23 protein-coding genes and 2 pseudogenes are annotated in these 23,837 nt (G+C 67.3%); 22 read left to right on the plus strand and 3 right to left on the minus strand.

Going from position 1 to position 23,837, the window contains the following annotated elements; translation table 11 throughout:
• Positions 1 to 9 precede the first annotated feature (9 nt).
• On the minus strand, positions 10 to 288 hold the full coding sequence (locus OG429_RS06955; RefSeq protein ID WP_328924415.1) for a helix-turn-helix domain-containing protein: 279 nt from the start codon (positions 286 to 288) through the stop codon (positions 10 to 12).
• 282 nt (positions 289 to 570) lie between these two features.
• Between OG429_RS06955 and OG429_RS06960 the strand changes: the two genes are divergently transcribed.
• The 15 genes from OG429_RS06960 (at position 571) to OG429_RS07030 (ending at position 15,997) form a co-directional block, all read left to right on the plus strand.
• On the plus strand, positions 571 to 1,524 hold the full coding sequence (locus OG429_RS06960; protein ID WP_328924416.1) for an ABC transporter ATP-binding protein: 954 nt from the start codon (positions 571 to 573) through the stop codon (positions 1,522 to 1,524).
• On the plus strand, positions 1,521 to 2,327 hold the full coding sequence (locus OG429_RS06965) for an ABC transporter permease (protein ID WP_328924417.1): 807 nt from the start codon (positions 1,521 to 1,523) through the stop codon (positions 2,325 to 2,327). Before OG429_RS06960 ends, OG429_RS06965 begins: the two co-directional genes overlap by 4 nt.
• Before the next feature lie 101 nt (positions 2,328 to 2,428).
• The gene (locus OG429_RS06970; RefSeq protein ID WP_328924418.1) at positions 2,429 to 3,049 is read left to right on the plus strand and encodes a hypothetical protein; all 621 of its coding nucleotides are present in this window, start codon (positions 2,429 to 2,431) and stop codon (positions 3,047 to 3,049) included.
• A 10-nt stretch (positions 3,050 to 3,059) separates the two neighbouring features.
• Complete coding sequence (locus OG429_RS06975) at positions 3,060 to 3,437, plus strand: nuclear transport factor 2 family protein (RefSeq protein ID WP_328924419.1); 378 nt, start codon at positions 3,060 to 3,062, stop codon at positions 3,435 to 3,437.
• Positions 3,434 to 4,450: an LLM class flavin-dependent oxidoreductase gene (locus OG429_RS06980; RefSeq protein ID WP_328924420.1), complete on the plus strand. Its 1,017-nt coding sequence runs from the start codon at positions 3,434 to 3,436 to the stop codon at positions 4,448 to 4,450. The genes OG429_RS06975 and OG429_RS06980 overlap by 4 nt, the downstream gene beginning before the upstream one ends.
• Before the next feature lie 49 nt (positions 4,451 to 4,499).
• Entirely contained in the window at positions 4,500 to 5,057 is a 558-nt protein-coding gene (locus OG429_RS06985) for a flavoprotein (protein WP_328924421.1), read from the plus strand.
• Positions 5,054 to 6,034 carry a hypothetical protein gene (locus tag OG429_RS06990; RefSeq protein ID WP_328924422.1) on the plus strand — a complete coding sequence of 327 codons (981 nt, stop codon included), beginning with the start codon at positions 5,054 to 5,056 and terminating at the stop codon, positions 6,032 to 6,034. Before OG429_RS06985 ends, OG429_RS06990 begins: the two co-directional genes overlap by 4 nt.
• Before the next feature lie 209 nt (positions 6,035 to 6,243).
• Entirely contained in the window at positions 6,244 to 6,390 is a 147-nt protein-coding gene (locus tag OG429_RS06995) for an LxmA leader domain family RiPP (RefSeq protein WP_328924423.1), read from the plus strand.
• Positions 6,391 to 6,640: 250 nt separating this feature from the next.
• Entirely contained in the window at positions 6,641 to 7,867 is a 1,227-nt protein-coding gene (locus tag OG429_RS07000) for a M16 family metallopeptidase (RefSeq protein ID WP_405680332.1), read from the plus strand.
• A 190-nt stretch (positions 7,868 to 8,057) separates the two neighbouring features.
• Positions 8,058 to 9,254 (plus strand): M16 family metallopeptidase, encoded by a 1,197-nt coding sequence (locus OG429_RS07005; RefSeq protein ID WP_328924425.1) that lies wholly within the window; start codon positions 8,058 to 8,060, stop codon positions 9,252 to 9,254.
• Positions 9,251 to 10,363 carry a class V lanthionine synthetase subunit LxmK gene (gene lxmK / locus OG429_RS07010; protein ID WP_328924426.1) on the plus strand — a complete coding sequence of 371 codons (1,113 nt, stop codon included), beginning with the start codon at positions 9,251 to 9,253 and terminating at the stop codon, positions 10,361 to 10,363. The genes OG429_RS07005 and lxmK overlap by 4 nt, the downstream gene beginning before the upstream one ends.
• Before the next feature lie 29 nt (positions 10,364 to 10,392).
• Positions 10,393 to 11,337 (plus strand): T3SS effector HopA1 family protein, encoded by a 945-nt coding sequence (locus tag OG429_RS07015; RefSeq protein ID WP_328924427.1) that lies wholly within the window; start codon positions 10,393 to 10,395, stop codon positions 11,335 to 11,337.
• A 79-nt stretch (positions 11,338 to 11,416) separates the two neighbouring features.
• Positions 11,417 to 13,780, plus strand: coding sequence for an SDR family NAD(P)-dependent oxidoreductase (locus OG429_RS07020; RefSeq protein ID WP_328924428.1), 2,364 nt, complete (start codon positions 11,417 to 11,419; stop codon positions 13,778 to 13,780).
• Complete coding sequence (locus OG429_RS07025) at positions 13,777 to 15,183, plus strand: KamA family radical SAM protein (RefSeq protein WP_328924429.1); 1,407 nt, start codon at positions 13,777 to 13,779, stop codon at positions 15,181 to 15,183. The genes OG429_RS07020 and OG429_RS07025 overlap by 4 nt, the downstream gene beginning before the upstream one ends.
• 490 nt (positions 15,184 to 15,673) lie before the next feature.
• Positions 15,674 to 15,997, plus strand: a complete 324-nt coding sequence (locus OG429_RS07030; RefSeq protein WP_328924430.1) for a hypothetical protein — start codon at positions 15,674 to 15,676, stop codon at positions 15,995 to 15,997.
• Between the two features lie 752 nt (positions 15,998 to 16,749).
• Here OG429_RS07030 and OG429_RS07035 read toward each other — a convergent pair.
• Positions 16,750 to 17,211 (minus strand): tetratricopeptide repeat protein, encoded by a 462-nt coding sequence (locus OG429_RS07035; protein ID WP_328924431.1) that lies wholly within the window; start codon positions 17,209 to 17,211, stop codon positions 16,750 to 16,752.
• A 24-nt stretch (positions 17,212 to 17,235) separates the two neighbouring features.
• On the opposite strand from OG429_RS07035, the pseudogene OG429_RS07040 reads away from it, so the two are divergent.
• Both OG429_RS07040 and OG429_RS07045 read left to right on the plus strand, forming a co-directional pair.
• A pseudogene (locus OG429_RS07040) lies at positions 17,236 to 17,343 on the plus strand (SAM-dependent methyltransferase); the annotation flags it as partial.
• A gap of 199 nt (positions 17,344 to 17,542) precedes the next feature.
• A complete protein-coding gene (locus tag OG429_RS07045; RefSeq protein WP_328924432.1) occupies positions 17,543 to 19,051 on the plus strand; it encodes a DUF4246 domain-containing protein in 1,509 nt (502 codons plus the stop codon).
• 7 nt (positions 19,052 to 19,058) lie between these two features.
• Here the strand turns inward: OG429_RS07045 and OG429_RS07050 are convergent.
• Positions 19,059 to 19,207: pseudogene (locus OG429_RS07050) on the minus strand (IS5/IS1182 family transposase); the annotation flags it as partial.
• A gap of 263 nt (positions 19,208 to 19,470) precedes the next feature.
• On the opposite strand from OG429_RS07050, the gene OG429_RS07055 reads away from it, so the two are divergent.
• From OG429_RS07055 to OG429_RS07075, 5 genes are all read left to right on the plus strand, one after another.
• On the plus strand, positions 19,471 to 20,550 hold the full coding sequence (locus tag OG429_RS07055) for a COX15/CtaA family protein (protein ID WP_328924433.1): 1,080 nt from the start codon (positions 19,471 to 19,473) through the stop codon (positions 20,548 to 20,550).
• A 426-nt stretch (positions 20,551 to 20,976) separates the two neighbouring features.
• On the plus strand, positions 20,977 to 21,084 hold the full coding sequence (locus OG429_RS07060) for a keywimysin-related RiPP (RefSeq protein ID WP_158688462.1): 108 nt from the start codon (positions 20,977 to 20,979) through the stop codon (positions 21,082 to 21,084).
• Positions 21,085 to 21,186: 102 nt separating this feature from the next.
• Positions 21,187 to 23,073 (plus strand): lasso peptide isopeptide bond-forming cyclase, encoded by a 1,887-nt coding sequence (locus tag OG429_RS07065; protein WP_328924434.1) that lies wholly within the window; start codon positions 21,187 to 21,189, stop codon positions 23,071 to 23,073.
• Between the two features lie 4 nt (positions 23,074 to 23,077).
• Positions 23,078 to 23,335 carry a lasso peptide biosynthesis PqqD family chaperone gene (locus tag OG429_RS07070; protein WP_328924435.1) on the plus strand — a complete coding sequence of 86 codons (258 nt, stop codon included), beginning with the start codon at positions 23,078 to 23,080 and terminating at the stop codon, positions 23,333 to 23,335.
• A gap of 41 nt (positions 23,336 to 23,376) precedes the next feature.
• The gene (locus OG429_RS07075) at positions 23,377 to 23,793 is read left to right on the plus strand and encodes a lasso peptide biosynthesis B2 protein (RefSeq protein WP_328924436.1); all 417 of its coding nucleotides are present in this window, start codon (positions 23,377 to 23,379) and stop codon (positions 23,791 to 23,793) included.
• Positions 23,794 to 23,837: the final 44 nt, after the last annotated feature.

The raw sequence follows: 23,837 nt of genomic DNA on the forward strand, positions 1-23,837 counted from the left end.
CACCCGGCCTCAACCCCGTGGCCTGTGGTCGAGGACCGCCTGCCGCACGGCGGCCTGCTCGGCCTCGCCGAGCACCTGGTGCAACCCGACCGGCTTACCGCGCGGGCGCATGACCAGCGCCTCCCGGCCGTCGATCTGCCACTTCGCCCACCACTTGTCGACCGCCTTCAGCGACACCCCGAACAGCGCCGCCACGTCCTCACGGTCCCGCCCCGCCACCAGCGCGGCCACCGCCCGCAGCCGCAGGGCCTCCTGCGCCGACGGCGACAGCTGCCGCGCGTCCCCCACCCGGCCAACGACCCAGAACCCGAACCGTTTCTGATCAATGCCAGCTCGCGTTCACCGTCGCCCGCAGGGCAGCCACTGCCCATCAGGCACGACATGACGCATGAGTTTGACAGAGGGGAGATGGCAGGTTTTGATCAACTTTCACTGGAGGAAAGGGCGGCATCTGGGGAGGGGCGCGCGAGGCTTCTCGATGCCTTGCACGGAACGTCATACCAAATGGCGTCGGCCGGCTGATGACATATCACACTGTCAGCTGCTCGAGAACGACACGAGACTGGAACCATGAACGACGACAACGGTTTAGTGATCGACGCGCGTGACGTGCAGAGAACGTACGGGGCCGGGGGGAGGAACGAGTACAGGGCAGTACGTGGTGTGACGCTGCAGGTCCGCCGCGGCGAAGTCTTTGCACTCCTGGGGGCCAATGGTGCCGGGAAGACCTCCATCGTCGAATTGTTGGAGGGATTGGCGCCCGCGGACGGCGGCACGGTACGCGTACTTGGGCATGACCCCTACCGAGAGCGGACACTTGTGCGCCCATTGACCGGCGTCATGCTTCAGAGTGGTGGGTTTCCCGCAGATCTCACGGTGACAGAAGTAGCGCGTTTCTGGGCTCGGTGTGCTCGCCCTGGCCGAACGGTGTCCGAGGTACTGAGCCTTGTGGGGCTGCAAAGTCGCCAATCGGTGCCCGTGAAGCAGTTGTCCGGCGGGGAGCACCGCCGCCTGGATCTGGCGCTCGCGGTGATGGGACGGCCTGAGGTCTTGTTTCTGGACGAGCCGACGACCGGGATGGACCCCGAAGGCCGTCGGGACACCTGGGAGATCGTCCAGCAGCTGCGGCAGGAAGGGGTCACGGTACTGCTCACGACGCACTACCTCGAAGAAGCGGAAGGCATCGCCGACCGCGTGGCCATCCTGCAGGATGGCGTCGTTGTTGCAGAGGGGACCACCGCTGATGTGATTGCGGACCACCCTTCCCGGGTTTCCTTCGAATTGCCCGCGGATTGTTCGGAGGCGCTGCCGGCCATGCCCGGAGTGACGAGGCGTGAGGTTCATGGGCGGACAGTCGTGCTACATACCCAGTACCTGCAGCCTGTCCTCACAAAGCTGCTGGTGTGGGCCAACCGGCACGGGGTCGTTCTGCAAGGCCTCGATGCGAGGTCTGCGACACTTGAAGATGCCTTTCTGGCCATGACTCCCACCGGGCAGTCACGATCCGTGAAGGTGGGATCATGAGCACGAACCTTTCCTCGGCGACTTCAGCCCGGGGGAATCGGCTCTTTGCCTTGGGGCGCGCAGAGTTGACCATGCTGATGCGGAACAGAAGTGCACTTTTCTCGGCACTCGTCCTGCCTCTCGGATCTCTGGTGATCATGTACTCCTTCGTGCCCTCGACCTTCACGGGCGAGGGCCAGGTGCGAGTCGATTCCAGGCCCGTCCTGGTTACCGGCACGATCGGTATGGTCCTGCTCTTCGTCGTGTACTCCAATCTGGTGGGCGCGTTCGTGGCACGGAGGGAAGGGATGGTTCTCAAGCGGCTGCGTACCGGGTCCCTGACTGATGGCGAGATCCTGGCCGGTACCGCTCTGCCTGCTGCAGCTGTGGCATGGGCGCAGTGCGGCCTCGTCATTGGTCTCGGCATCGGCGTGCTGGGGTTGGTGGCGCCTGCTGACCCGGCACTGCTGACGATCGGCATCCTGGTGGGAACGCTCCTGGTGGCGGCACTGGCCGCCTGCACAGCGAACTTCACTCGCAGCGTGGAGATGGCGCAGCTGACCACGATGCCGTTGCTTCTGGTCTCCGTTGCCGGATCGGGTCTGGCGATCCCTTCGGCAGCCATTCCGTCCTGGCTGGCTGAGTGGTGCGCGTACCTGCCGTTGACGTCGGCGATGGATCTTGTTCGCGCGGGGTGGCTCGGCGCTCCTGACGGGGAGGCTGTCTGGCCTGCGGCGCTGCCTGACCTGGTGGGCGCCGGCGCATGGACGGTCGCTGCTGTGTGGGCCGCCCGTACGCGGTTCCGCTGGGAGGCCCGCAAGTGACTTCTCCTGTAGGCCGTAACCACGATCAGGCCGAATTCGAAACATTCCACAGGATGCCCGCAGGGTCGGATTCTCCGGGTGTGGACGAGGGAGGATCTGCAGTGTCCGTCACCCCCCCTGCAGCGAAAGTGATTCCGAAGCAGTCCAAGCTTGGGATGGCGAAAGTACTGGGCGGAGCCCTCCGTGATTGGGTTGTCCGCCGGCCTCTTCCCGGGGTCGAACAGGCGACGTCGCTGCGGCACTCCTCCGACACCCGCCAGATGATCATCATTCTCTGCATCATGGAGGGCGTCCTGGCATTTCTCGTCTCGAGGATGGTGCCTCCGGTTCTTCGGCCCGCGCACGCGGTGTTGGAGGTATCGATCGTCCTGATCGGGTTCGGTGCGGTTGCCGCCATGCATCGCCATCCACACCTCCTCACCTCCGAGCGGATCACGCTGCGGACGGGGTTTCTCGGCGCAGTGGAGATCCCGGTCCAGGCCATCAGTTCTGTCGGTAGGGGGCTACGCACGGTTACCGGCCGAGGGCTTCGCTCCATAGCAGATGAGGGTGACGCAGTTGCCTGCTCCGTCGGCGCCAGCGTGAATATGTACATGGAATTTGATCGGCCGCTGAGTCTGAATCTCGGGAAGCCCGGTGTTGTAGCGGCGAAGAAGATCTATTTTGCGGCAGACGATCCCGACGCCGCAATGCGAGCAATACGAGCAGTCGTCAAACCGTAAGGAAATTGCTGTGAGTGGTGAAGTGCAGGAATTTATTTCTTTACCGATGGATACCGTGGAAGCCCAAGTGGTCGAGCGCCAGATCGCCGCCTACAACAGCCAGTTGCTCGACGACTTCATGGACTGTTACGCCGACCAAGCCGAACTGTTGATCGACGGAGTCCTCGCCATTTCCGGACAGGAAGCACTGCGCGGCATGTATGCCCAGCAGTTCGCGACCAAGCCTGCTCAGGCCGCCGTGTTGGGCCGCATTGTTCAGGGCGAATGGATCATCGACCACGAGCGGGTCGTCGTGGAAGGCCAAGCGGCGACACTCGTCGCCATGTATCGCATACGGGACGGGCTGATCCAGCAGGTGAACTTCGTGGGCCAGGAGGTAGAAAGATGAACGAATTCACAGCCCGCAAGGGGGCGCAGCTCCCGGCTGGAGATATTTCGGTCTTCTTCCCGGTGATGCCGGCTCGACCGGCCGACGTCATCGGTTTTGCCGAACTCGTCCGCGACACCAGTCTTACCCGCCTGTGGATGGGCCAGTCCCTGACCCTCGACACGAATCAGGTCTTCTCGCATCTCGCGGGTCAAGGGCTCTGCATACCCGTTGGTACCGCAGTGACCGTCATGGCATTGCGCCATCCGTACGAGGCTGCGGCCTCGGCGCGTTCCGTGGCTGCGCTCACCGGGGAGTCGGTCATTGCAGGGTTCGGTCCCGGCGGAGCCAATTTCGTCCGTTCGCTTCGCGGCTCCACCTACGAAAGCCCGCTCACCGCGAGTCGTGAATATGTGTCGCTCGTGCGGGAGGCACTGACCGGGGAGACGGTCCGTCGAGACGGCCGGTACCACGTCCTGCACGGGGCCCTGCCGACGCTGCCTTTCGGGAATCCTCCGGTGCACGTGGGCCTGGGCGTCCTGCGGCCGGGTATGGCCCGGCTCGCCGGCGAAGTGGCGGATGCCGCCATCACCTGGCTCACCCCTCTGCCCTACCTCCGCGACACGCTTCTCCCCGCATTGCGCGAGGGCGCCCGGAGCCAGGACCGCAGCCTGCCGCGCGTGGTGTCACTGGTGCATTTCGCGGTCGACCGCCCCGATCGCGACTCGCGAGCTCTCGTACTGGCCGCCAACAGGATGCATCTCAGCTCGGAGCACTACACATCGATGCTCCGCGGGGCCGGAGTGCAGGCCGATCCCGCGGACGTGAACGCCGGCGCCGAGGCGCTGGTCGAGAACCAGGTCTTCGTTACGGGTTCCGCCGGTGAGATCGCGGAGCGGATTCGAGAGTACTTCCGCTCGGGCGTCGACGAGGTGGTGCTCAGTCCGTCCGGCGTTCTGGTGCGACACGGCATCGAGGCCGCTCTCATCGACCTGCGCGCCGTCCTCGCGGAACTCGAGCACGACCATGTCTGACCCCAGCGCACCTGCGGCCTTCAGGTTCACGCCTCGCAGGCTCCTCCTGGTGGGGACCGGCGCCATCGGTGTGACCTTCCTGCCCTACTGGGTCAAGTGGCTGCGGATGGAGCTCCCGGAAACGGAATGCCGCGTCGTTGTCACGCGCAGCGCAGAGCGGTTCGTGACACGCGAAGCGCTGTCAGCGCTCAGCTCGACCGAGGCAGCCCTCGATGTCTGGCCGGACACACCGCAGACCACGGCCCAGCACGTTGCATGGGCGGAGTGGGCCCAGGCAGTTGCGGTGTATCCCGCCACCCTGAACTTCGTCAGCCGCTTCGCCATCGGCCTGGGTGACAGCCCGGCCATGCTCGCGATGCAGTGCACGCGGGCTCCCATCGGGCTTGCTCCTTCCTTGCCCCCGGGTGGAATCCACAACCCTGTGGTGCGCCGTCACCTCAAGGAACTCGAGGAGCGTCCGAATATCAGCATCCTGCATCCCCAGAGGGGGCCCAGTTCCACAACGGGCCGTAACGATGCCTTCGTGCCCCCAGAGCTGCCCGGGCTTTTGACCTTGATGGAACAATCGCTCGGGGACAGCGGTTCTGCGGGACGCCGAGTCACGTGAGCGCACACCATTACGGGGATCTCGTCGATGAGCTCGGGACCCGTTTCACCAGAACGTCTGTATACCGGCGGAAGGTTGAACAGAGTTGCGCCGACGACGGCGCCTATCTGTGGGTGCGGTCCGCCGGCCCCGCACGTTCGGTCCAGATGCAGGTGCCCGACCGTCCGGTGGAACGCCTGATGCGCGGCTTGCCCGTCACCGCATTGCGCCTGTCCTTGCCCCAGCAGGACGGGCACGCACTCGTGTATCCGGCCCCTGGCCCATGGTCCTTGGGGAAGCTGCTGATGCAGCAGCATCCCCGTCAGTCATACCCGAGGGCCCGTGAACTCCTACGAGAACTGGGAGTCCTGCTGCGGCATCTGCACGCCTCACCTCCCGCGGATGTCGCCCTCCTTGCGGCGGACCGGAGGCCCGACCGTTCGGGAGTGCACCGGCTCGCGCACTGGCTCGCAGGAGGTGACGCCACGGCTTCGGAGCCCTTGCGCCGACTCGCAGCCCTGACCAGCGACCAGCTCGGACAGGGGCGCTGGAGGAAGTTGCGGGACTGGTGCGATGCCGCACTCGACGACAGAGCTGGGAGAGTGCTTCTGCACGGCAACCCGGGGACCGGAGTGCTCGTCCCCGGCCTCGGCGATCTGTCTTCCGTGCTACTCATCGGGGAAGACGTGCAGGTCGGGCCTACAGCTCTCGACACCGGCCGTGTGCTGGGCGAACTCACCGAATTGCGCGGCATCATCACACGCAAGGGAGGCCAGGAGGCCGCCGCCCAGTGGTCGAAACTGGGCCGTGCCTTCTTGGACGGATACGCAGATGATCTGTCACCACTCGCTGGAACGATCGCCACACTGACCGTGCTCGCCCATGTCAGGGACTATTGCGAATTCGTGGGCTGGGACGACTGGTGGTTCTCGGTTGCTCTGGAAATTATCGCGGAGCAGCTCGACGGCAACGGGAAAGGCGCCGTTGACTGGCATTGACAGCCGGCCCCAGTCGCCTGAATGACAGATTCCATTAGCCGGGCGGTTTACGCCGCCCGGCAATTCGACATGCGTGAATTCGAGTCGAAAAAATTGTCGAACATTTCTTGAAAACCCTTTGAGGGGCTGCTCGGACGGTGATAGAAATGTTTCAGCAAGCGGTTCCGGGATTACTCGGAATCGGAATCCGTATAAGAAAGGGGTGTCCCATGGACGCCGAGAAGCTCATCGAGGGTTACACCGTCTACACCAACGCCGAGGAGCTGGCCGCCAGCGCCCAGGACGAGGCGCCTGCCACCTCGCCGGTCGTCCTCACCATCACGGTCACCGCGGCCACCTATGTCGAGGGTTGCTGACGCAGCTGCTAGCTGCACAGTCCCTGTGAAGCTGACACGCTGGCGCCAACTGATCCCGTCAAAAATCGAGTCGGCGCCAGCGTCTCAGATCCAAGGATAGCGTGGGGCTGCGGCTCAGCCGCAGCCCCACGACGCGTGCACATTTCACCTCGTGCAGCGCGACAAAGGAAGCTGAATGCCTGAACTGCAACGGTTTTCCCTCCCCAATGGTCTGAGGGTGCTGCTGGAACCCCGCCCCTCCGCCGCCGTCGTGGCCGTCAGCGTCCACTACGACGTGGGCTTCCGGTCCGAGGCGGAGGGTCGGAGCGGGTTCGCGCACCTCTTTGAACACCTCATGTTCCAGGGCAGCGAGAACCACGCCAAAATGGCCCACTGGACGTACGTTCAGGGCCTCGGTGGTTCCGTCAACGGATCCACGCACCAGGATTACACGGACTACTATCAAGTCCTTCCTTCAGAAGGCTTGGAACAGGTTCTCTCCATGGAGATGGACCGCATGCACACACTCCTCATCACCGAGGAGAACCTCTGCAATCAGCGAGCCGTCGTCAAGGAAGAGATAAGGCTCAACATCCTCAACCGGGCTTATGGCGGTTTTCCCTGGATACCCCTTCCCGCGCTCCTCTACAGCACGTACCCGAATACGCACAACGGGTACGGCTCATTCGAAGACCTCGACTCGGCGAGCGTCGCTGACGCCGTGGACTTCTACCGCGCGCACTATGTGCCCGCCAACGCAGTCCTCACCGTCTGCGGGGCCTTCGACCCTGATCGCACCGCGGCCTACATCGAAGAGGTCTTCGGCGCTCTTCCTCACCACCCCACGCCGGCCCCGGCCGTGCTGCGCGAGGAGCTCCCGGGAACCACTCGCCATGGCCGGCGGGAAGACGTACATGCCTCGCTGCCGGCGCTTGCCCTTGGCTATCAGCTCCCGGACCCCGGGACGGAGCTGGACGCCTACCTCGCGCACATGGTCCTGTGCGAGATCCTCACAGGAGGCTCATCGTCCAGGCTGCACACGCGATTGGTCCGTGAGAAGGGCGCCGCCGTCCACGTGTCGGCGGGTTGCGGACTGTTCAACGCACTGGACACGCGTGCCCCCGACACCCTCGCCCTGGCCGTGACCCACCATCCGCACGCCGACCCCGAATCAGTACTCGCCGAAATCGACAGCGAACTGGCCGGGCTCGCCGAGACGCACGCACTTGCCGATCTCGTGCCCACGGCGGTGGCCCGGGTTGCCGCGAGGTCCGCCCGACGCAATGCCGACCTGCTGGCGCGCACGCGGGCCATGGGGACGTACGAGCTCCTCCACAATGCCCCGGCGCTCGTGGATGAACTGCCCGGCCGAATCCTGTCGATCGGGGCCGAGGCGGTCACCTCCGCGGCCCGCGCGCTGCTCACTGACCAGAGGGCGGTGCTCCGCCTGGTCACCAGCCAGGCCGTCCCGCGCCAAGCAGCAGAGCCGAAGACATAGCGAAGAGAGCTGGCTACCCGATATGGATGGTTTCGCCCGGCCCCGGCCGGCAGTGGACACGACCATGTCCAACGGATTGCGTTGTGTCGTAGTCCCCGACAGCACTGCCTCTCTGGTCGAGATCCGCATGTACATCCCATGCCCCGCCACAGGGGAAGCGCATGCCGCCGCGGCCCACATCCTCAGTGATGTGCTCTTGCACGTGGCGGGCGGGCGGACAGGTGAACACGCGCAGGCCTGGACCGTCGCCGACATCGACTCTGCCCGGAACGCCGAATGGATCGGAGTCTTCGGCTACACCCCCGCGGCTTCGCTGCCAGCCGTCCTGCGGGAAATCGGCCGGCACCTGGCGGAGCCCCGGTTCAGCGACGCGTCCGTAGCCGAGGCCCGCGACCGCCTTGCGGCGCAGGTCGCCATCCGGCGCGGCGAACCGCGGTGGATGGCGCTCACCACCCTGCTGCGCAGGTGCCGTGCGGAGAAGACCATGCCGCACGAACTGCCGTCCCCCGCGGCGCTGAGGGGTGTCGAGCCCGGGGCGGTCCGCAGCCTGCACTCCTCACGTCTCACACCGCATGGAGCGGTCCTCGTCCTCGTCGGCGATGTCCAGGGCTCACCGGTTGCCGCCCTCATGGAAGAGGCCTTCTCCGGATGGCGCAGGGACGAAGCCCCACAGGACCTCCCGGCTCTTCCTTCCGCCGCCACCGACGAAGTCGTACTCGTCCACCGGCCGCACTCCGCACAGGCCGAGCTCCTGATGATGAGCCCAGCGCTGCAACGGACGCACCCGCGACGTCCCGCCCTGGACATCGCGAACGCAGTCTTCGGGGCAGGGGTTGCCTCTCGCCTCGCCATGAACATCCGGGAGCGGAAGGGATACGCGTACATGGCGGGGTCGGCGACCGAGATGGTTGCAGGGAGCCCCACGACCGTGGTCCGCCTGGCGGCGAACGAAGAGACCGCCGCCCTCGCTCTTCGCGACACGAGGGCCGAACTGGCCGCCATGATCTCCAGCCCGCCCACGGAGGAGGAGATCGCGGTGACGAAAAGACTGCTGACCGGACGCATCGCGACCGCACTGGTCTCCCCCTCCGCACACGCGACTCTGCTCGCCAACCTGCTCTCCGAGGGCGTGGGCCCCGAGTGGATGGACCACTACCCACTGGCCCTCGCAGCGGTCGGCTCCGGGGACGTCGTCGAGGCAGCGCTCCATCATCTCGACCCCGCAGGATTCGACACGGTCGTCGTCGGCAATGCGACAGCCCTTGCCGTATCCCTGGCCGATGTCCCCGGGATCACGGTCCGCCGGTTCGAACACATCGACGACGTGCCTCACGGGCTCCCGGCCCCCTCCCAGCTCCAGCGAACCGACCAGGAGGTATCACGGTGACGTCCGACCACCGTTATCGTACGAGGGTCACCGATGTGGACTCCGTGCCGGCGGTCGCGAACGCCCTGGCCGGACTGCGTCTCGGCACCCTCGACAGCACGAACCTGGTGGCACACAACGGCCGCAACGAGAACTGGGCCGGCCGAACGACCAGCGGCGCCAACGTCTTCGTCAAGCGTCTCGAGGGACCTACTGCAGATGTCTCCCGGCGCCTCAACAACATCCTCACTTTCGAAGAGCTCCTTGCCACCTCCTCGACAGCGGCATTGAAAGCCCCGCGCTACCTAGGCTGCAGTGAGGAGGACGCGATCGTTGTCTTCGAACTCCTGCCGGGGGCCCGCACAGGTGCCGAACGGGCGGACGACGACGCATTCGAGGAGAAGGACGCATTCCGTGTCGGCGAGATGATCGGAGCTCTCCACGGAATCAACCCGGCCCCGGCGACAACCCTGGATACGAGCCTGCCTGTCCTGCCTCCCGTCTCGTACCTCGACGCGCTGCCCTTGGAGACTCACCGCAACTCCAGCTTCGCCGAGCTGGAACTGTGGCGAATCCTGCAGCAGGACGACGCGCTCTCCGCGGCGCTCCGACGCCTGAGGGACAGCGAGGGCCAGTCCGCCGACCGTCGTGCGATCCACGGAGACCTCCGCCTCGACCAGCTCCTCTTCGTCGACGACATGCCCTACCTGATCGACTGGGAAGAGCTGCGCTGGGGTGACCCAGCCCGAGACCTCGGCGCGTACATCGGCGAATGGCTGTACCGCGCGCTGCGCAAGCTCCCGGGAACCGGAACCGAGGACTCTCCCGAACCGGCCGACAGCGCGGATTCGGGACGCGAGCTTGTCGCCCGGGGGGTGCGCGAACTACTCCGGCGGCGACCCTTGATCGAACAATTCTGCACCGGGTACCGCTCCACTGGCCGGCCGTTCGAGGCATCGCTGCGCGAGCGCAGCGCGGGCTTCGCGGGCTGGCACCTCATAGACCGCGTGATGGCAGCAGCTGCTCGGCGCCCGAGTCTGACCCCGCTGGACCGAGCAGCGCTGGGGACCGCCAGGACGGTGCTGGTCGACCCGGCCGCTGTTACCAAGACACTCGGTCTGGAGGACTGAAAGCCATGTCGAGCCCCACACCGTCCCCAGTGCTGTCCGAGCGTCTGCGCTCCGCTCTCGAGGAGCTCGAGGTGGACCCGGGTGCCTTGACCGCCCGCGTCCTGGATACCACCGTCACGGCGAGCACCTTGCCCGAACTCCGTCACGCCCTGGCCTACAAGATCTACGAAGTACTGCACGCGGGAATGACCTTGGGGGATGAACCGGCCCTCCGTACCCTGCGCGACAGGCGGTACGAGAGGCTGCTGTCGGACGCCGTACCCCACCATGACACCTTGGTGGAAGCATCCGTGACGGAGGCCGCAACGAGCGCGGACAACGCACGACGCATCGCGACCATCGACGGGGTGCGCACGTTGGTGGACGCGCCGGCTCCGGCCGACGCACAGGTGGCACGACGTGCTGACCGGGACCGGTTCCTGCTGCGCTATCCCTCTCGCCGCCCCGCGCTTTCTCCGGGATTCTTTCTGGTGGACGGTTCCCGCGGGCGCCCCCGAACCACTCGTCTGCGCCGCTACTACCTTCACATCGAGGACGCAGCAGCAGCCCCGCAGGCATGGGGGCAATTGCTGACGGTGCTGGAGGGCGGCGCGACCCGCTACCGAGCCAAGATCAGCTCGAATCCGCTGTACTACCCGCGCAGGGATGCGATCGTCGTCTACCTGGACGACGATGACGCTGCTCTCTTCGACGCCGCAGGGATTGCCGCCGTCCTCACCGGACTCGGCCGTACGACGTCGGTTTTCGCCCGGGAGCTTGCCCCCGGCGTGTCCTCGGCCGAGGAACCGTCCGACAGCCGTCCCGGCATGGCCCGCATGAGCTTCGGCCAACACCGGTCCCATGCCGTGGCCGAGGGGCTCATGGACCACGCCCTGCATCCCGCCGGTCCGACCGCCGAGGCAGCGGTCTGCAGTGCACTCGCCCAGGCCAACATCGTGCCGCACGCGCCATGGATGAACGGCGACGGGCGATGAGAGGACCCCACCGCCCTCTGCCGCCCCTGCGGAAGCAGCCGACACACATCCCCGACCCCAGCCCCCACAGGAGGAGCAGATGACAGCCGAACCGCGCATCGTACTGATCACCGGCGCCACGTCGGGCCTGGGCCGGCACCTGGCGGAGCAGCTCGCAGATCAGGGCGACACGATCCTGGTACACGGGCGCGACGCCGGACGTGTGGACTCCTGTGTCCAGGGCCTTCGCGCCGCTGGAGCCGCAGCCCACCCCTACGTCGCGGACCTCGCGCGTCTCGACGAGGTACGAGCCCTCTCGGAACAGATCCTCGCCGAACAGCCACGCATCGACGTACTGATCAACAATGCGGGTGTGGGCCCGGGGCCGGAAGGCGCCGAAAGACAGCTCAGCGACGACGCGCATGAACTGCGCTTCGCCGTGAACTACCTGGCGCCGGTGCTTCTCACACGCCTTCTGCTGCCAGGGCTGAGGAATGCCCGTTCGCCCCGCGTAGTGAACGTCGGATCCGCCGCACAGCTCGAAATCGACTTCGACGACCTGACGATGGACCGCTTCTACCACGGGTGGGTGGCGTACGGGCGATCCAAGCTCGCGCTGGCGTCATTCAGCACGGACCTTGCCGCGGAACTCGCAGGTGAACACATCCCGGTGAACTGCGTCCACCCGGCCAACTTCATGCCGACGCCCATGGTCCAGGAGCTCGGCATTCCCTCGGAGTCGACCATCGAGCAGGGCGCCGAAGCCGTCCTGCGACTGGCCTGCGCGACCGGAGACACAGCGGCAACCGGCGGCTACTACGACGGAGTGAATGCGGCGCCGCCTCACCAGGACGTCCTGGACCCCGCCAAGCGCGCCCTCCTGGGCGAAACCAGCGAAGAGATTCTGGCCAGCCATCTCGCGGCCGGGTCGGACTTCCGTACGCACGTCGAGAAGATTCTCGCAGGGCTCGAAACTTCGCCCGCCCGAGAAGCCCTCGTCCACCGGGGACGGCGCACGACCGCGCTCGAGCTCCGCGCCATGGTGTTCCGCATGGCCCGAGCCCTGCGCCGCCAGGGGGTGGACCGCCGACAGACGGTGACCATTCTCAGCGGGACCCGGCCCGAGGCCCTCGCCGTCCGATTCGCCGCAGGCCTGGTCGGCTGCCGCGTCCACCATCTCAACAACAGTCTGACGGCCGAGACGCAGGCGGCCATCGTCCAGGACATCGAGACCCACACGCTGATCGTCGATCCCGGGTACGGCGATCGAGCCGAAGAACTGACCGGCCTGGCGTCGGTGGCGCAGGTCCTCTCGCTCGGTCCGTCAGACACGCGTACGGACCTCTTGGAGCTTGCCGCACAGGAGGCGGCAGATCCGTTCCCCAGCCGAGCACGCCCCCAGGACATCTGCGTGTTCAATTACACCGGTGGCACTACGGGCCGGCCCAAGGGTATCGCCGTCACCTATGAGGAGATCAGCGGCAACTACACCGCTCCGCCCGCCGGCGGGGCGCAGAAACCCCGCCTGCTGATGTGCACCCCCCTGATGTACACCGGCGGCGTGATGGCCGACGTCGTCCTCATGAGCGAGGGGACTGTCGTGCTTCACGACGGCTTCGACGCCGGCGAGGTGCTTGCCGCCATCGAACGCGAGCGGATCACGCACATCTTCCTCGTGCCGCCCATGCCCTACCAGCTGGTGGACCATCCGGCCTCGGTCACGACCGACACCTCCAGCATGCGCACCGTCATGTACGCGGGCTGCCGGGCCTCTGCCAGCCGTCTCGCCGACGTGGTCCGGCGTTTCGGGCCGGTCCTCGTGCAGTCCTACGGACAGAACGAGGCGGGAGGGATCAGTGTCCTCGCGTCCCAGGACCACGACCCCTCGCGGCCGGGCGTGCTGAGCTCCGCCGGCAGGCCGCTGCCGTGGGTCACGGTCGCGATCCGGGACGAGGCCGGACGCGAACTTCCGCCGCTCGAACACGGCGAAATCTGCGTGCGCTCCAAGACCGTCATGCGCGGGTACTGGAAGCAGCCCGACGAATCGGACGCGGTACTCAAGGACGGCTGGCTGCACACCGGTGACATCGGGTTTCTGGACAGCAACGGATACCTGACCGTCACCGACCGGGCCAGGGACATGATCAACGTGGCGAGCGACCACATATATCCCTCCGACCTCGAGGATCTGCTGAACTCCCATCACCTGGTCGCTGACAGCGCTGTCTTCGGCGTGCTCGGCGACGATGCGATCGAGCATGTTCACGCGGTCGTCGTGCCCGTCCCCGGTGAGACCATCAACCCGCAGAAGCTCCTGGAGATGGTGCGCGAGGCATGGGGGGAGATCTGCGTCCCCATACAGCTCGGCTTCACGGACAGCCTGCCGAGGACCGGCGCCGGAAAGCCTGACAAGCAAAGACTGAAGGCTCTCGCGAGCACGCGGAAAGTGGAATCGGAACTGTGAGCGCCACGACGGAAGCGGCGGCCGCAGGGACACGGCTGCCGGGCTCGGCCTTCCAGCCGTACACCTACCGCCGAACCGAACTGGTCGAGCCGGACTGGCAGCGCTTCCCCGGCTGGCGCGAGGTCAGCGCCGAACAGTGGATGAACCCTCAGTGGCAGCGCGTGCACTGCATCAAGAATGCGCGTCAGCTACGGGGCGTGATGGGGAACCTGCTGGACGACGACTTCTACGACGACTGGGAACGCGACCGACTGCACCGCGCCACGATGTCCGTGCTGGTGCCGCCGCACATGCTCAACACCATGGTTCCGTTCTCCGTACCCACCGGTGCGGGCTCACTCACCGCCGAGTTCTACACCGACGCTGTCCGCCGGTACATGCTGCCGGTGTTCTCCGACAGGCACCCCGTCTGGTCGTCCCACCCGAGAGCGAGCCGCGACTCCCTGCACGAACAGGACATGTGGGTTGTCGAGGGTCTCACGCACCGGTATCCCACCAAGGTGCTCGCGGAACTCCTGACCACCTGCCCCCAGTACTGCGGGCATTGCACCCGGATGGATCTCGTCGGCACGTCGACGCCCCAGGTGGAAAAATCGCGCATGACGCTCAAGCCCGCCGACCGGGCAGAAGCGATCCTGCAGCATCTGCGGCGCTCACCGGGAATCAGGGACGTCGTGGTATCCGGCGGCGATCTGGCCAACATGCCGTGGCCCCGCCTGGAGGCATTCCTCAACGAGCTCTTGGACATCGACAACATCAGGGACATCCGGCTCGCCAGCAAGGCACTCATCGGCCTGCCGCAGTACTGGGCTTCCGCCCCGGTTCTGGAGGGTATCCACCGTCTGGCGGCGAAGGCGGTGCCACGGGGCGTCCAGATCGCCCTGCACACCCACGCGAACGCAGCTCAGCAGGTGACACCGTACGTCGCTCGCACTGCGCGAGCACTCCTGGCTGCAGGATTGCGTGACGTGCGCAACCAGGGTGTCCTCATGCGTGGGGTGAACGACAGCGCTCAGTCTCTGCTCGACCTGTGTTTCGCGCTGTGCGACCACGCCTCCGTCACCCCCTACTACTTCTACATGTGCGACATGATTCCCCATGCGGAGCACTGGCGGCTTTCGGTCGGCCAAGCGCAGCGCCTCCAGCACGAGATCATGGGGTACCTTCCCGGGTTCTCCACTCCGCGCATCGTGTGCGACGTTCCGTTCGTAGGAAAGCGGTGGGTCGACCAATACGAGGCCTATGACCGTGACCGAGGCATTAGCTACTGGGGGAAGAACTACCTCACGTCCCTGGAGGACGGAGAACATGGTGCTCTCGGCCGACAGCACCAGTACTACGACCCCATTGACCTGTTGCCGACATCGGGCCAACTGTGGTGGAAGGAATCCGCCCGGGGCTGAAGCGCGGCGGTTGTCGGCTTCGAGCGGCGGCCGGTAAATCGGCGCGCACGAACGCGAAGTGCTAGGTCACCGCTGCTTCGAGTCCTCGAGCCGGGCCGGCGCGGGTCGAGGAGCAGGACCGCGATCAGCATTCCGCTGGACAAGGAACCCGGTGACGGAGCATCGAGCAATTCCATCGCCATAAACAAAGCCGGCGTTGAAGGCGGACCGCAGCTGTCAAGAAGGCCACACGTGCAGCTGTTCCAAGACCTTCAGTTGTTGTTTCACGTCATCACCGATGGCTCTGGAAGCCAGGTGCCCCGGAGGTGACTTTACCGGCCTGGCCCGGGCGACCCCGCACGAGGCGGTCGAGGACACCGACGAGCGCCGCATCCTGCGCGAGACGACCAAAGTTGATCCTGGACCGCCGCCAAGAGTGACGGCCCCACACCAGCCCCCATACCAGCCCCCACACCGTCGCCACCGCGCGACCGACCAGAAGGAGACACACATGTCCCACCCGATCCTGCGCAAGGCGGCCGTTCCCGGTGCCGTCCTGGCGGCCACGGCAGCCCTCGTCCTGGGAGCCTCGCCCGCGTCCGCCGCCGCACCGCAGTCGGCCGCATCCGGGTCCGCCGTGTCCGCGGCGGCCGCCTGGACCCCTCCGCCGGGCTACGTCCGGGAGACCTCCTACGTCGGCTCGCTCGCCGCGTGCGAGACGAAGGGCGCGGAAGGCGTCGCGAACGGCGCCTGGACCGCCTACGTCTGCCACCAGGAGTACCGCCAGCTGACCGACATCTGGATGATCTTCACCTCCCTCTACATCAAGAAGTAACCACCGCCGACGCGGCAGCCTCCTGACAGGCCGTCGCCACGGCCGACCGGGGGCGTCCGAAGTCACCTCTGCTGACTTCGGACGCCCCCTTCGACCGCGCCACGGGGCCGGCCGGACAACTTCCGCCGTCCCGGAGTGGGGCGTCCAACCATCAAGCCGAGGTCGTGAGTTGCCGGTGCAGCCTGGTGGGACTGGGACATCATCGCCTGGAACCCCGCGCGGTTGGGTCCGGGTGCCGGGCAGGCACGACATCTCGTATGCCCACGGCCTGGAGCCGGTGTTCAGCGACCCGGTCTTCGTCACGTGCCCGGCCGCCTTCCAGGACCCGGTGCTCCGTACTCCGACACCTGACGTGCTCCGGCAAGCCGAGCCCCTGCTTGCGCTGGCCGAACTCCTATTACTCCAGCAGGACTTTGGTGTCTGACCTGACCAGCTACCGTCCCGCTACACTCCAGCCGCCCGGCATCCTCCCAGGTCAGACAGCAGAACCCTGCTGGAGTGCTAGAACGAGCGCCAGACCCGTCCCAACACGGCACCCTGCGTCACGCAGGACAGGAAGGCCGCCGGGCGGGCCAGGCCGTCGGCCTCCCAGACCACCGGCAGACGAAGAATCTCCTCATCTCGTACTCCCCGAAGAAGCTCGGCTTCCTCTAGAGCCACGAAAAACGGCGCCTGAACTGGGCTTTTGCCCGTCAGGCGCCGTTGGCGCGACCCGCTCGACACGGAAGGACCCGTCACGGCCCAAACCGAGCTCACCGAGTACGCGGCGCCCCTGGCTGACCCGATGGGCACCCGCCTGGTTCCGGAACGCCCGGTCGAGGTGCTGGTCGATGGCGTTCATGACGTCTGATCGGTGGTGATGCCACCGGCTGTCCGGGCGCGTTCGCGGTCGGCGCCAGTCCGTGCTCGGCCACGGCCTTGGCGAGGTCGCCCATGGACCGGGCGGCCTCCGCAAGGGCGTTGAACGACTCGGCCTCGTCTCCGGGGAAGTCGAGCCTGCGGCTCAGCTCCACGGCGTGGTGGTGATGGCGCCGGGCCTCGTCGTAGCGGCCTTGCAGCAGCCCGATGTTGTTCAGCACGATGGTCTCGCCGATGCGGGATCCCGCCTCGCGGTACACGTGCGGCGCTTGCCGATGGCGCTCGTGGGCGTCCTCGTACCGTCCTTGGCGATCGTGGATGATGCCAAAAGTCGGTCCGGCATCTGGCTTCGCCACCGCGGTCGCCGAGCTCGCGGAAGAGCCTGCTGGGGCTCGCTGGCCTCATGGGCGCTGGACCACCCTGCCGATCCAGTCGGCGCACAGGTACTGGAGACGGCCACCGCCCAGCGTTCGCAGTGGCTGCCCGGTGCTGTACTCGGACGCAGGGACCGTACCCCCAGCAGCGCCTCCATGTTCGCCTCGAACAGGTCCGGCACCTCCTCCTCTATGACGCGACTACGTCGAAGCCCTGGCTCCCGGACCAGCGATGACGGGGACCACGACTGCGGTGTCAGTCCGCTCAAGTATCCTTCCCGCCACCGCACACCGACTCGGAGGACCGAGAGAATTGACCGGCCTGCCTGCTTTCCCGCTGCCCTTTCACGCATCCCGTTCCATATCGTTCGCGACACCCCGAACGCTGCGGGAACTTCAGATGATGCAGTGCAGCTCACACATTCGGGCGAAGCCGGGATGGTTCGACAAGATGAACGATGCCGACATCGTCGCCAGGTGGACGCAGGAAGCGGTCGCCCAGGGCCTCACCGAAGCACAGGTTCGTTACGTGCTTGCCGAGCTCGTGCATTACGCCGCGCTGCGGGACGGGCGAACCGGCGTCGAGGTGTCGGCCGTCGACGGGGTGTGGCAGTCGGACGCACTGGTCGACGACAAGCTCAGATCCCGGCTGCGCGAGGCGGTTCAGGTTCTGGAACAGGTCCCCGAAGCAGAACAGGACTGGCATCCCGGATCCGACGGCCAGGTGCTGGATCTGGTTCATCCCTCACTGTTCTGCCTGGTGAGAGAGGCGAGTGGCGCGCCCGAGCGGGCTTGGCAGAACCCGACGGACCGCTATTCGAGGTACGAATTCTCGGAGAAGTTCCAGTGGCTGCCCACGGACGTCGACGTCAGTGACGACGGCGATGTCGCCTTCCGTTCGTACGTCAACAACGTCCACCCCGAGATTCACCACGAACTGGCCGCCGTCCTACCGGACTTGTTCGCACGCATGCGCCCGCTGCTGGAGAACGTGCTCACCGATCTGCGCCATCCGCGGCCCGTGCGTATCGAGGCCGATCCTTACGGGTGGTACGACTCGGAGCCGGAGTATCCGAGCAAATCCTCCTACAGTGATGACGAGGCCTACGCAGAGGCCCGTGGCGCGTGGGAACAGGCCCAGGACGACTGGTGGGAGAACCGCCGCCCGGTCATCCCGGACGCCCCGGCCTTCACCCCGCCCGAGTTGCCGGACGCATCCGCCCGAGTCGACCTGCGCGGCCGCCGCCTCCAGGTCATCGTCAAGCTCGCCACCATTCATCTCACCGCGGACAAGCCCGAGTACCCCGGCGGTTCCTGGCACGTCGAGGGGATGATGAACGAGCGGATCGTCTCGACCGGCATCTACTACTGGGACAGCGAGAACATCACCGAAAGCCGGCTGAGTTTCCGGGCGGCACTCGACGACCCGAACTACGAACAGAACGACGACAACGGTCTGCGTGAGGTCTACGGCCTGGAGGACGAAGACGCACTGAACCAGATACTGGGATCGACATCGACCCCGGCGGGCCGCTGCCTGGCGTTCCCGAACATCCTGCAACACCGCGTCGACCCATTCCGCCTCACGGACACCACCCGCCCGGGACATCGCAAAATTCTCGCGTTCTTCCTGGTCGACCCGTCGGAAAGGATCGTCTCGACATCCGATGTGCCACCGCAACAACCATGGTCCGACACCTCGACCATGACGCTCGAGCAGGCAAAGGACTACCGCGAACAACTCATGCAGGAACGCAAGTTCTTCGTCGACGAACACAACGAGCAGCTCTACGAACGAGAATTCTCCCTCTGCGAGCACTGAACCTCATTCATCCTGAAGACGTGCGGGTCAGGAGCGTGTGGACGGCCTGGACGATGGCGCCGATGCGCCGGGGGAGCCTTTGGCCCGCCGGCGCAGTCGCCAGGTTTTCAGCTGTGCGAAGGCACGCTCTCCAGGAGCCCGCAGCCGGGGGTGTCCACGGTTGAACTCCCGTGCGGGAAAGGTGTCCCACCAGGCGCCAGCTCGAACCTGAACGGCTCTTGCTCGGCAGGTGGGCGGGCGATGCGCCCCGGGAACCACGCGTACCAAGATCCGGACCATCTCCGGGCCGGCCCTCTCCAAGGGCCCTGGAGATGCTCGCTCCCTTCCGTTTGCGACGCCCCGTCAGGCCGGGTGATCGTGCGGCGTACGCTGGGGTTCCGCGCCACAGCACGTAAAAGTGAAATAAAGGAAGACTGATCGTGCGAACTCCCCTCTCATGGCTTGCCGACAGGTATTCACTCGGAGCGAGAAGCGTCAGACTGGCCGCACTGGGTTCGGTCGTGGCAAGTATCGCGATCATCGTGACCGGTGGAATCGTCCGCGTCACCGGCTCCGGTCTCGGCTGCACCGATTGGCCCATGTGTACGGGAGAGACGCTGGCCCCCACTGCGGAAATGGGGGTGCACGGCGCCATCGAATTCGGGAACCGGCTCCTGACCGGGGCGCTGTGCGCGGTGGTGGGCTGGGTCATCATTACCGCGCGCCTCCAGGAGAGGCCGATGCCCGCGGCGCTGCGCGGCGGATGGGCGCAGTTCTGGATCGTCATGCTGAACGCGGTCGTCGGCGGAGTGACCGTATGGATGCGGCTGAGCCCGTACATCGTCGCCGCGCACTTCCTCGCCGCCACGCTGCTGCTCACCGCCGCGGTGTACACCTGGCACGCGGCGTACGCCGATGCCGGTGCCGACGGCGCTGGGCGGGGCGCGGGGGGCGGGGGTGGCCAGAGCGGCGTGGGTGGCCAGGGTGGCGACGGTGACCGGCCCGGCGCGCCGGTCCCGCTCGCGCCGGTCCCGCTCGCGCCGCGGTCCTTCGTGCGGATCCGATCGCTGTCGGCGGCCCTGGTCGCGTTGACGGCCTTGCTGGTCGTCGTGGGCACGCTCGCCACCGGTTCCGGACCGCACGCGGGTGACTCCTCCGATGTGGCGCGGATGCCCTTCAACTGGACGGCCGTGACCGTCGTCCACGGTGTGCTGGCCGGGTCGGTCCTGGTCCTGGCCGGAGCTCTGCTGTACGCGCTGCCCAAGGACGGCTTCGGCGCCGCGCGCCGCAAGGCGGTCGCCTTCCTGGCCGTGCTGCTGGGCCAGGGCCTCGTGGGGCTGGTGCAGTCGCTGACGGCCCTGCCCTCGCTCCTCGTGATGCTCCACCTGCTGGGCTCGGCGCTCGTGTGGATCGGAGTGCTTCAGGTGCACTTCACGGTCAAGAGGTCCCCTTCCGGCCATTCGGGTCCGCTCGACGGTGCACCGCTGCCGCGTGCGCGGGGCGCCGCGGCGCACGCCTGACGCTCCAGGCTGACGGCGCGCGCCGGAGGTTCGGGCCAGCCTTCATGCCCGGCACACCTCGGTCCTGCGCGGGGCTGCACCGAGGGCTGGCCAGCCGCACCGGAGTCCGCTTGCCCCGGCGGATAGGCGTGCCGACGGCAAAGGGCACCTGCGCCCAGCGCCGCCGAAAAGTATGCCTTTACGTCCTCGGTGTTGCTGGTGTTGCGCACGCGGTCGGATTCCCGCCGTTCCAGAGGCTGGCGGAATCGTTCGGCGGCGCGCAAGGCGACTTGCGCGCCACGGGCGTGCAGCGGCCGGACCGGAGACGGCATTGCGATGATCCGCTCACCCTACGTAGCGTGGTCGAGCGGAATGACCGGTCTTCGGATCGGGATTCCGCCGCATGCGCATGCACCCCGCAACCCCGAAGCGAAAAGGAGTTCGACCATGACGTATGAGCGCCCCACCCTCACCAAGGCCGGCAGCTTCCGCAAGGTGACCGGGATCAAGAACACGGGGCCCAAGGACGTCCTCGGCGGCAAGCAGCTCCTCTGACGTGAGGGCCCGGCCGCGACGCTGAACCGGCGGCCGAGCCAAGGGGTGGCGGCCCCCGCCGCCACCCTGCTCTCCGCACATCACCGACCGAAGGCCGTAGCCGTGGAAGACTCCCTGTCACTCCAGGCCCTGCGCACCTGGTTCGTCGTCCTACCCGACACCGACGCGGCCGCCGCTGTCGCCGCCAAGGCGCTCGCCCATGCCGCCCAGGGTCTGCGCCACCGCTCCGGGCGCCCCTGGCTGGTGGGGCGCTGGGCACCCTCGGGCATCGTGGTGGGCGAGTGCGGAGGGACCCGCGTCGCCGTGCTCGGCGAACACTCCGTCACCGCCGAAGCGGCCCGACGCGCAGCCGCAGCCGCCGAAAGCGCGTCCCTGTCGGCGCTCGACCGCACCAGCGCCACCTGGGCCGGCAGCCTCCACCTCGTGGCCAGCCGCAGTGGGCGGGTCCGGGTCCAGGCCGGCGTCGTCGGCGTGAGGCGGGTGTTCTTCACCGATGCCACCCTCGCCGCGAACGGCGGCTTCAGCCTTGCCTCCGATCGGGCCGACGTACTCGCCGAACTGGTCGGCGCGGAACTCGACGAACGCAGGCTCGCCCTCGAACTGCTCACCCTGGGCGTACCGCACCCGCTGTCGGGCTCCCCCATGTGGAAAGGCGTACACGCCCAGCCCGGCGGCCACTACCTGACGCTCGACTCCGACGGACGGGCCGAGGTGACCCGCTGGTGGTCGCCCCCCGATCCGCACCTGCCCCTGGCCGAAGGTGCCGGGCGCTTCCGGGAGGCGCTGACCGCCGCCGTAGCCACGCGCACGCGCGGGCGCGAGCTGGTGACGGCCGACCTGGGCGGGCTCGACTCCACCGCCGTGTGCTGCGCCGCCGCCCGCGGGGACGCGAAGGTCGCGGCGTACACCGCCGCCATCCACGACGAACTCGGCGACGACGTGTACTGGGCCCGCCGGACCACCCGGGCACTGGGGACGATCGAGCACCACATCGTCCCCGCGCCCGACCTGGCCATGACGTTCGACGGGATCGACACCCTCGACGACCTCCTGGACACCCCCAGCATCCTCACGGTCGACCGCAACCGTCGCATGCACATCATCGCCCTGGCAGCAGCCCGTGGATCGAGCCTGCACCTGACCGGCCTGGGGGGCGACGAGCTCCTCGCCGGAGCGCCCGCCCGCCTGCACGCGCTGATGGGCACTCATCCCCTCACCGCGCTGCGGGATCTGCGCGGCTACACCGCGAAGTACCAGTGGTCCCGGTGGCACGTGCTGCGCCAGCTCCTGGATCGTCGCTCCTACCGTGCCTGGCTCGGCAGGGTCGCCTGCGACCTGAACGCGCCCCCCGCCCCGGCGGACGAACCGCTGCTCGACTGGTCGGCGCCGCCGCGCATGCCGGGCTGGGCCACGCCCGAGGCCGTAGAGGCGGTACGCGAACTGCTCCGCGCCCAGCTCCCGGAAGCCGAGCCGCGTGGCCGCGGGCACGGCGAGCACCGGGAAATGGCCGCGATGGACGGCATTTCCCAGTGGACACGGCACATCGGCCAGATGGCCGCCCCGCTGGGCATCACGGTGGCGGCCCCCTACTACGACGACCGGGTGATCGAGGCGGCCCTCGCCATCCGGCCGCAGGAGCGGATCACTCCCTGGCGGTACAAACCGCTGATCGTCGAAGCCATGCGCGGCATCGTCCCCGAGGCCAGCCGCACCCGTGGCACCAAGGCCAACGCCACCTTCGAGGAGGAGGCGGGGCTGCGCCGCCACCGCGCCCGCCTGCTGGCGCTGTGCGAGGAGTCGCGCCTCGCCCGGCTGGGCCTCGTCGACGTGAAGGTCCTGCGCGAGTGGTGCCGCCGTGCTCTGTCGGCCGAGACGGAGAGCTACCTGCTGCACCCGACCGTAGCCTGCGAAGTATGGCTGCGCTCCCGGGAGATGACGCCCTCCCTGACGCGACCCCTGACGCGACCTCTGACGGAACGGGAAAGGTGAGCCGATGTGCACGTTGAAGCCCGGGGTGCTGCTGACCGAGACCGAGTACGGCATGGCCCTGCTCGATCAGAAGAGCGCCGAGTACTGGACCCTGAACCCCACGGCGGCCGTCGTTCTCCGTGAACTCCTGGACGGCAACAGCGCCGAACGGGCGGCGGCGGCCCTCGTCGAACGGTACGAGGACGTGGACACCGAAGTGGCCGCGCAGGACGTCGCGGGCATCGTCGAGGACCTCCGCTCCGCAGGGCTCATCACGCCGTAACCGGACCCGGTCGCCGGCCGCCCCGGAGAAGGGATACGCAGATGTCGACCCCGGAAGCCGTTCCCTACAACCCTCGCTCCGTCCCCCTGCCCCGCCGCCTCGGGGCGCGCATCGTGATCGGCTGCGCCCATGTGCTGGCCACCCTTCCGCCCCAGCGGATCCGGGCCGTACTGACCCTGCTGCGCCGCGGAGCCCGGCCCGCCACGTGGGCCGAGGCGGAAGCAGCCCGGGAGACGGTGCTCGCCGTGAGCCTGGCCGCGGGCGGACACAAGGGCTGCCTGCCGCGGTCGCTGGCGACGACGCTGCTGTGCCGCTGCCTCGGCCAGTGGCCCACTTGGTGCGTGGGGGTACGCACCCGTCCGCCGTTCGCCGCGCACGCCTGGGTGGAAGCCGAGGGCAAACCTGTCGGCGAGGGCACGCCGGCCGGATACTTCCAGCGCTTCTTCGCAGTGGAGTGAGCCCGTGACCCCTGCGTCGCGCGCCCTCATCGGGCACCTCCGAC

The sequence above is a fragment of the Streptomyces sp. NBC_00190 genome (genome assembly GCF_036203305.1).
In the GTDB taxonomy this organism is placed as follows: domain Bacteria; phylum Actinomycetota; class Actinomycetes; order Streptomycetales; family Streptomycetaceae; genus Streptomyces.

Coding starts and splice junctions, on each gene's coding strand:
- OG429_RS06995 (WP_328924423.1), top strand. CDS start 6,244: ATGGACGCCGAGAAGCTCATCGAGGGTTACACCGTCTACACCAACGCC.
- OG429_RS07070 (WP_328924435.1), top strand. CDS start 23,078: ATGTGCACGTTGAAGCCCGGGGTGCTGCTGACCGAGACCGAGTACGGC.
- OG429_RS06965 (WP_328924417.1), top strand. CDS start 1,521: ATGAGCACGAACCTTTCCTCGGCGACTTCAGCCCGGGGGAATCGGCTC.
- OG429_RS07060 (WP_158688462.1), top strand. CDS start 20,977: ATGACGTATGAGCGCCCCACCCTCACCAAGGCCGGCAGCTTCCGCAAG.
- OG429_RS07020 (WP_328924428.1), top strand. CDS start 11,417: ATGACAGCCGAACCGCGCATCGTACTGATCACCGGCGCCACGTCGGGC.
- OG429_RS06980 (WP_328924420.1), top strand. CDS start 3,434: ATGAACGAATTCACAGCCCGCAAGGGGGCGCAGCTCCCGGCTGGAGAT.
- OG429_RS06960 (WP_328924416.1), top strand. CDS start 571: ATGAACGACGACAACGGTTTAGTGATCGACGCGCGTGACGTGCAGAGA.
- OG429_RS07030 (WP_328924430.1), top strand. CDS start 15,674: ATGTCCCACCCGATCCTGCGCAAGGCGGCCGTTCCCGGTGCCGTCCTG.
- OG429_RS07075 (WP_328924436.1), top strand. CDS start 23,377: ATGTCGACCCCGGAAGCCGTTCCCTACAACCCTCGCTCCGTCCCCCTG.